The organism is Chamaesiphon sp. OTE_8_metabat_110, from assembly GCF_031382685.1.
GTDB lineage: Bacteria > Cyanobacteriota > Cyanobacteriia > Cyanobacteriales > Chamaesiphonaceae > Chamaesiphon.
In genome coordinates this window covers 1-6371 of the sequence record NZ_JANMZA010000098.1, presented here as the reverse complement: position 1 = coordinate 6371, position 6371 = coordinate 1, and the positions used below count along the sequence as shown (strand labels likewise).

Below are 6371 nucleotides of genomic sequence, written 5' to 3'. Positions count from 1 at the left end.
TGAGGAAGTTTTTAACTAGCAAGATATTCTGAGCGCGTTGTTGCGATTGCTCTGCCATATTAATTAATTCTCCTGCGACAATTGCACAAGTATAGATGCGATCGCGAGGAATTTCACTCAACCGCAGTATTAGGTTAGCATCTCCTAAAATTAGACGGCTACAGTGATTTGTATCTAATAGGTACATTAGTCAAAGGGATTGGTTTCTAAAGTGAACTCAGCAGGTAATCGGGTATCAGAGATGTCCTGTAAGCATTCATCAAAATCGTTACCTTGCCAAGTACCGATAGTTTTTAGATGGACAAGTAAAGATGCTCCGGTGGAGAAAGTTAATTCTTCTTTGGCTTTGATAAATTGTAGAAAATTGAGGGTTTCAACAAGTAATCGATCGGGTGTAGAATTGAGTTCTTGTAATAGTTGTTCTTTGATTTTCATAAATTCATCCTACAGATTTACGGTATTCAGAAATTGCGGCTATATAATCCTCGAAAAATGGATCGTCAACTAGACTACCTGCGGTTGCTAACCACGGGTTATGAGATTGCTGTTTCGATCTGGATTGAGATTGCTGTTTGAGGTGGCTAATCAGTTGAAGTTGTTCTTGACGATCTAATTTTTGAGCTTGCACTAGGATATTTTCTAGTTCTGGACTCATGATGGTTTTGGAGTGGGGGTATGGGCGATGAGAGTGGTGACTTTATTATATCGTCTTGAGTTGTTGCGGAGATCTACCCATAACTCAGACTCAACTGCTCCACCACAACCTTCGCCTTAATCTCGTCCATTGCTAATCGCAGTGAAACTAGGGTGGCGTATTCTGAGGTGCTGGTTGGGAATACTTTGAGGGCGATTTCCATTGTTTTCATTAGGGCATCGCTGTCGATGAGTCCGGTGTTTTGCATGAAGCGGCGCACTAATTGGGGGTTGTGTTCTTCTTCATAAATGGCAATGATGATGTGGAGGGCATCGACTAGATGAGGTGAGAAAAATTCGGCTTCATTGAGGGTGAAGGCGCGTTTTTTGAGGCGTTCTTTGGGGGTTAAAAGTTTGCACATGCCACCAGTAGAAGTAATGAGTTTGTAGACTTTGCTCAAATCTTCGACATTAAAACCACCAATTGCTAGGGCTAATTGTCGGGCTTCATCGAATACAAATTCTCGTGTTTTGAAGGCATCCCACGCTAATAGATACCACTGAGTGAGGGGATCGAATCCGGCGGTGTCGGTTTGGACGAGTTTACGGAAGCGGTAATTGGCGATGGCGCGGCGGGCTTCGGCGAAGGCTACTTCTGGGCGGACGGGTGCGCCGCTACTATCGAGGATGGGATAAGCACTGGAAAATACGTTTAGGGCGGGACCAAATGCACTCAGATAGAGGTCGATTCCGGTGATATCATTGGCTTCAAATTCGACGGCGCGTGCTTCGACGATGTTGACGACTTGGGGGCGCAAATCGTCCCACCAAGCTAATCCAGCATCAGGATCGCGTTTGCGACAGACTAAGAGGACGGTGCTGGCGACAGAGTTTTTCTTGGCTTGATGGAGATTTTGGGGATTTTCGGTACTTACCGACCAAGATGCGGTAATCTCGAAGCCACCATCGATCAAAGATTTTGCCAGTACATCCCACGCACCAGGATCTTTGTGGTTGAATTGGACTGTCATCACGCCATCGGGACGCAATACGCGATGGTATTCACTAAATGCCAAGAGCATTTTGGCTTCATAATCTAACTGTGCCAATTTTTCAGGCTTTTCGCCCATATTCCGAAAGCGGGAAGGATTGGCGACGGCTTCGCGATCTTTGTCGGTGAGTTCGCTATAAAATAATTCTGGATACACGTCATCGAGTACCCGTTTCATCCAGACGTAGAAGAAGTCGGATAGTTCGGCGTATTGGATGGTGCCGTAGTAGGGTGGATCGGTGATGATGGCATCGACGGATTCATCAGGAATATCGAACAAGCTATCGGCGGAGGATTGGGTGATTTTGGGTAATGGGTAATGGGTAATGGGTAATGGGTTTTCTTGGAAGCCTGGGATGGTGGGGTTTGTGGAAGATGGGGCACCTAGATAGGTACAGAGAGCTTGATAGTCAGAGACAAAAGCATCAGCGCAGGAATCCCACAACTCGGCAGATCCATTGATTTCTGGATAGTTCCACATCAAATTTAGTGAGTGTTGCGCTAACGCTGTTCGCGTATTTACTCTTGTGTGATCCCATCCACCAAGTCTAGAGTTTTTATTAGCACATCGATCGAGTACCAATGCCAAATAAGTAATAATTGCATTCGCTCTATCTAATTCATCTTTACCCAATTCCGCTCTAATCTTTGCCTTTGCTTGTTGGATAATTTCTACATAGGTAACAAGAGTCAGCAGTTGACGAGGATTAAATAATTTTGACCATCGATCGATCCCAATACTAAATAATCTCTCTGTTTTTTGCCCGTGAGGTATGCCAACATCAGGAATCAGATTTTCCCAACCATCTTTAATCGCTTCCTCGGCTCTCTCTACCCCTGCTAAATCTGCCGCTGTCGGGGTTCTAAATTCCAAACTACCCTTACCGCGCTTGTAAGCCACCGCATATAGTTGATGCCCAAATTTACCTGCTTGTGCTTGAGCTTTGATGACATCATCTTCAATCACACTGCTACAATTCGGACATTTTCCCACGCCACGACCGATCAAAACCGTAAGATCGGGATCGTATTCTTCATCTTCAGTTACTATTGTCGCGCCACTTCCCTTCGCACCCTTCACTAATTCAAAATCTACCCGTTTTTGCTGAGGATTGGGAATTGGTTTAACGGCGTACCAATCACTCGTAACCTTTCTTGTCTGCCCTTTTCCTGCATAGTTACTCGTCTTACTCAACCACCAATTCGGACTTAATGGTACGATCGATTCACAACAGGGACAAACCACAGTATGCGCCCAGAGATAATTCTGCGCCGTCTCGCCGTCGGGATTAGGGAAAAATTCTGCTAACCTTTGTTCGGCTTCATCGCCTACCCACTTCACCCATTTATCGATATCCACCTGCAAACCCGCCCCAAATTTGAGCGGATATTCCATCGCGGCTTTCATCGTCACCACCGCCACGGGATTGAGATCGGAAGCCAAGACATTCAACCCATACCGCGCCGCTTCAAAGGGGATACTTCCTCCTCCGGCGAAGGCATCGAGGATGGTGGGATTGCGTTTGCCCCAAGTTTTTTCGCATAATGCGTGGACTTTTTCCTTCGCTACATCGCTGGGAGTTGTTTTGTACAGCTTGGTATCCCCATTCGGTACGATGCCTAATAATTGCGCGAATTCCTCTTTTGTCACATCAGCAGGTAACAGAGAAGCCAATATCGATGCGCGGGAAAATGACAGCGGTTTGCGTGAGTACCATCGATGCAATCCTTTGAAGGGGTTGCCGCCGTTTTCATATTGCACCTGCTCGTTGAGCATTTTGACGGGCATGATTTTTTCGATGAAGAGTTGAGTTCGTTGTGAACTCTTTATAAGTATGATTTCTTCAATAAGTGGTTTAGTTCGTCGTGAACTATCCAATGAGTTATTATCATTTACACACTGCACCCGCTCGTTGAGCATTTTGATGGGTGTGGGTTTTTCAATCTTTACTTTGTTTTCTTGGCTTTTCATTGGGGGTTGGGGTTTGGGAAATGCGGGGGTGTTAGTGTTGTGGCGGAGATCTACCCACCCCGCCCGTTGGGTACCCCTCCGAGGAGGGGATTTTCATGCGGGGGTGTTGGAGTGGCTGCGGGGATCTACCCACCCCGCCCGTTGGGCACCCCTCCGAGGAGGGGATTTTCATGCGAGCGTTTTTTGATGGGGCTTTTAGATCGCCCCCTGGGGGGCTTTCGAGAGAGATGTATGCTTGAAAATGCAATGTCTAGCGTGCAAAGTCACCTCCTCGGAGGGGTGGCGCTTATCGACGGGGTGGGTAGATCCACGCCGCTAATCAAACAACACCCTCATTGCTTTAAGTGCATTCGATCGACCATTAGTAATCAATGCAAACCAGTAATTCGCTTCTTCATAACTCATCGCCGCGATCGATTGAGCAATTTTAATAATCCGATCGGGTTTAGAAATTGGTTGCAGTACTTGAAATAGAATAGCTAAAGTAACGCCAAATTCTTCGGTGATAATGTAAGCAGATTGGCGTTTGTATGATAGGGTTTTCGGATCGTAATTATTAGCTTTCAAAGCATCATAAATTACTTGTCTAACTAAGACTAAAGATTGTCCGTGGCTTTTTCCTATCTGTTTTGATTTAGGGCAGTATTTTTCTCCAGCTTTTTTGTAGCTGCGTTGCCAAAGTGCGATCTCAAAGTTATTATTGTCGAGAGGTTCGACACGGAGTTCAAAGGCTTGCATCGATCGATCGGGGTTTGGTGATTTCTATATAAGGCTTGCTAAGAAAAGCTGTTCCGTCACTTATTCAGCCCTAGATTTAGAATGCCCACAAACCGAGACTAGATCGATATATTGCAGTTTATTAATAATTAAGGTAGGGGCAATTCATGAATTGCCTCTACCTTAATTATTAGTGCTTATTAGCGATCGTCGCTTTGAATCTCAATCGTTCAATTTGATTTCGATCGAGTGCTTGCTTCATCGCCTGTATTTCCACCCCTTGGGCTTCGATTTCTGTGGATATATCTAGCGACACCTTTAGATATACATCGGCTTCAGTATCGGGAGCATTGAGCAGATTATTAATAGTTGAAAATAGCGATTGAAAGCCTCGGACTTTTCCTTGATATTCTAGTTTGACAAATTGCTCACCCGTACGGATTAATACAGTCTGGTCGATCTGGAGAGATAGTTTACTTAGCTGTGGTCGAGTAACACCTAGCTTGCGATAATCGAGGACTCGATCGACTGATAGTTCCAGAGATTCGATGCCTTTGACTTGTCGATCGCTACAAATATCACTGAATTTAGTAAAGACAGTATCGATACTCCCATCTAGTTCAATCAGTGGTGATAGCTGAGTAACTTCGATCTGCTTACGATCGTAGTCAATACCATCTTCACGAGCTAAAGATGGCGGAACTAAACGAGTTTCCTTATTAATAGTTTCACCATTGCCATAGTCCGCGATCGCCTTAAAAATCGTGATACTATCGATACTAGTCTCATATTCATCAGATGGACGAAATTCTCGATCGATTGCCACATTGTTCTGATAAAGACTGACTTTAAGTGCGCCCTTCGCTTTCCATTTGATTCTGGTAATATTATTTGCAATTAGTTGGACACTAAGTTCGATTTCTTTTGGTGCGGGTGGTTGCAAAATACCGCGATGATAAAGTACCATCTCATCGGAAAATTCGATGCTATTGGGAAGAGTCAGAGCATCGCCTGTTTTGATAAACAACTTGTCTCCAACCTTGAGATCCCAATCGCCATTTTGCAAGCCTATATTATTAATCGCCCGATACTCTCGCCCTAATTCGATCGCGCGTTCTAATTGTTGCTTATCGGGGACTAGAAATAATAGGCGGTTGCGATATTTCCGAAAGGTTCCAGCCGAGCCAGTATTATTGAAAATGCGATCGACTAAAGATGGCGGTGGGGAATTGCATTCGGTGACGGTAGCTTCATCAAAATCAATCAAACATAGCACCACATTATCCGGCGTATCATCCACGTCTGCGGGACTTTCTGGCGCACTGACGAGGTTAAATGCTCTTTTGGCGAAAATACTATCCCGCCTGTCTCTGAGGTCGTCCTTGGCAGTTGTGCGCCCGATTTGTTCGCGTTCTTGGGTGATTATTTTATTGATTGAGGGTTCTTCCCGAAAGCGCGAAATTGTCGTAATCGGATCGCTATCTAGATACCAAGCAACAGACTGCAATTTACCTAAAACAGTATCGACATATCCTAATTCTAGATTAGGTGTAAACAGGGATAAATTTAATTCCGATCGATGAATCCCTGCGGAAGTCCCCTGTGTGAGAGAATGCAAGAAAATTGTTCGCCCTACCCAACTACTGTAGGGAGGTTTACCCGCTGCGATATATTCAGCATCTTGAATTTGCGCGTATGCTTCGCGCCCACTAGGATTATAGATGTCTGCCCCGATCGATTGCCGCATTGCCGATCGTTCGAGTCGGGTGGTGAGATCGTTAGTAATTTCGTCGCTGATGCCGATCGGGAGATGATGGGGATGAATATATTATAAATTTCGACATCCGTAGATGGAACTCGATCGAAGATGAAAGCGACCAATAATTAGTCACCGGACACCATTTAATTCTGGGGAAGTCGCCAAAAAAACGTAGAGAAACCAGATATAGACATCACTAAAAAGTTGTGTCTCTGAGAGATTGGAGATAAAAATATAGG

The 6371-nt window shown here is 44.9% G+C and carries 5 protein-coding genes; all 5 read right to left on the bottom strand.

What is annotated here, in order from left to right:
- Window positions 1–186: 186 nt before the first annotated feature.
- Window positions 187–435 carry a hypothetical protein gene (locus RMO52_RS03640; protein WP_310410929.1) on the bottom strand — a complete coding sequence of 83 codons (249 nt, stop codon included), beginning with the start codon at window positions 433–435 and terminating at the stop codon, window positions 187–189.
- A gap of 4 nt (window positions 436–439) precedes the next feature.
- The gene (locus RMO52_RS03635; RefSeq protein ID WP_310410926.1) at window positions 440–655 is read right to left on the bottom strand and encodes a hypothetical protein; all 216 of its coding nucleotides are present in this window, start codon (window positions 653–655) and stop codon (window positions 440–442) included.
- 73 nt (window positions 656–728) lie between these two features.
- The gene (locus RMO52_RS03630) at window positions 729–3473 is read right to left on the bottom strand and encodes a DUF1156 domain-containing protein (RefSeq protein WP_310410923.1); all 2745 of its coding nucleotides are present in this window, start codon (window positions 3471–3473) and stop codon (window positions 729–731) included.
- Between the two features lie 498 nt (window positions 3474–3971).
- Window positions 3972–4394 (bottom strand): hypothetical protein, encoded by a 423-nt coding sequence (locus tag RMO52_RS03625; protein ID WP_309742294.1) that lies wholly within the window; start codon window positions 4392–4394, stop codon window positions 3972–3974.
- 169 nt (window positions 4395–4563) lie between these two features.
- Entirely contained in the window at window positions 4564–6120 is a 1557-nt protein-coding gene (locus RMO52_RS03620; protein ID WP_310410920.1) for a hypothetical protein, read from the bottom strand.
- Window positions 6121–6371 lie beyond the last annotated feature (251 nt).